This is a genomic window from Dietzia sp. B44 (genome assembly GCF_014145245.1).
In the GTDB taxonomy this organism is placed as follows: Bacteria; Actinomycetota; Actinomycetes; order Mycobacteriales; family Mycobacteriaceae; genus Dietzia; species Dietzia natronolimnaea.
In genome coordinates this window covers 1-1,522 of sequence record NZ_JAALEF010000232.1, presented here as the reverse complement: position 1 = coordinate 1,522, position 1,522 = coordinate 1, and the positions used below count along the sequence as shown (strand labels likewise).

The following is a 1,522-nucleotide window of genomic DNA, read 5'->3' as shown; positions in this document are numbered from 1 at the left end:
GCGGCCTCACGGACGGGGACGGGCCCGGGCGGGGTCGCCACGGGGTCGACTGTGCGGTTCACGGCCGCCGGTGTCGGCCGGACCGACGCGCCCGGCGCGCGAAGAACCGCCCGTCGATCGCGTCGACGACGATCGACTGCGCGAACGCGGTGCTGAGGTTCTCCGAGGTGATCACGTCGTCGATCAGGCCGGTGGCCGTGACCCCTCCCTCCGCGAGGAGCATCGCGTGGGTGAAACCCGGGGGTATCTCCTCCACGTGGTGGGTCACCAGGACGGTGGCGGGCGCGTCGGGGTCGAGGGCCATGTCCGCCAGACGGGCGACCAGATCCTCCCGGCCCCCCAGGTCCAGCCCCGCCCCCGGCTCGTCGAGCAGGAGCAGCTCCGGGTCGGTCATCATCGCGCGGGCGATCAGCACCCGCTTGCGCTCACCCTCCGAGAGGGTCCCCCAGGTCCGGTCGGCCAGGTGCTCTCCGCCGATCATCTCCAGCGTGTCCGCCGCGCGGTCGAAGTCGGCCTGGTCGTACGCCTCCCGCCACCGGCCCAGCACGGCGTACCCGGCGGAGACCACCAGGTCCTTGACCACCTCGTCGCCGGGGATCCGGCCGGCCACCGCCGCGGACGACAGGCCCACCCGGCTGCGGAGCTCGGTGACCTCGGTGCGACCCAGTTGCTCCCCCAGGATCACCGCCGAACCGGTGCTCGGGTACTCGAGCGCCGAGGCGATCCGGAGCAGCGAGGTCTTGCCCGCACCGTTGGGGCCCAGGACGACCCACCGCTCGTCCAACTCGACCTGCCAGGTGACGGGGCCCACCAGCGTCCGCCCGTCCCTCCGGAGCGAGACGTCGGTCAGGTCCAGGACGAGGTCGGGATCGGTCTCGATAGGCGTTCTCACGGACCCCATCTAACCCCCTATCCGGTGGCCGGGTGGCGAGGAACACGGCTCGTGCGCGTGAACACCGGCGCGACGCCCCTCCCCGATCGACGCCCGCTTCGATAGCGTCGTGTGCGTAGAGGCGTCCGCACCCCGGAGCCCGCAGCCGAGAGGAGCACCGACGTGAACGACCGTCTGGCCATCGACGAGGTCCGCCCCCTGGTCTCCTGCGGGAGGTTCCCCGCCAAGTCGGTCGTGGGTGAGGTGGTGCCGATCTCGGCGACCGTGTGGCGGGAGGGCCACGACGCGCTGTCGGCGAGCCTGGTGGTCCGCCGTCCCGGTGGGGCCTCCTCCCGGGCGACCATGTCCCCCGGGGTGGAGGCGGACACCGTCCACGCGCTGCTCACCACCGACGCCCCCGGGATGTGGTCGTTCCGTGTCGAGGCCTGGTCGGATCCGTTCGCCACGTGGAACAGCGGCATCGTCAAGAAGATGGACGCAGGCCAGGGCGCCGACGTCCTGGGCAACGAGTTCGAGGTGGGCGCCCGGGTCCTGGACGCCGGCGCCGCACAGGCGACCGCGTCGGGTGACCCCGACCGGGCCACGCTGCTGACGGATGCGGCCACCGCGCTCCGCGGCACCGGGGACGCG

General features: G+C 73.1%; 2 protein-coding genes. One reads left to right on the top strand and one right to left on the bottom strand.

The features are described 5' to 3' along the window. Positions 1 to 58: 58 nt before the first annotated feature. Positions 59 to 901 (bottom strand): ABC transporter ATP-binding protein, encoded by an 843-nt coding sequence (locus G6017_RS08470; RefSeq protein WP_182611180.1) that lies wholly within the window; start codon positions 899 to 901, stop codon positions 59 to 61. A 153-nt stretch (positions 902 to 1,054) separates the two neighbouring features. On the opposite strand from G6017_RS08470, the gene G6017_RS08465 reads away from it, so the two are divergent. Beyond that, positions 1,055 to 1,522 (top strand): maltotransferase domain-containing protein (locus tag G6017_RS08465; protein WP_182616917.1); only part of this gene is annotated, 468 nt, incomplete at its 3' end.

Coding starts and splice junctions, on each gene's coding strand:
- G6017_RS08470 (WP_182611180.1), bottom strand. CDS start 901: ATGGGGTCCGTGAGAACGCCTATCGAGACCGATCCCGACCTCGTCCTG.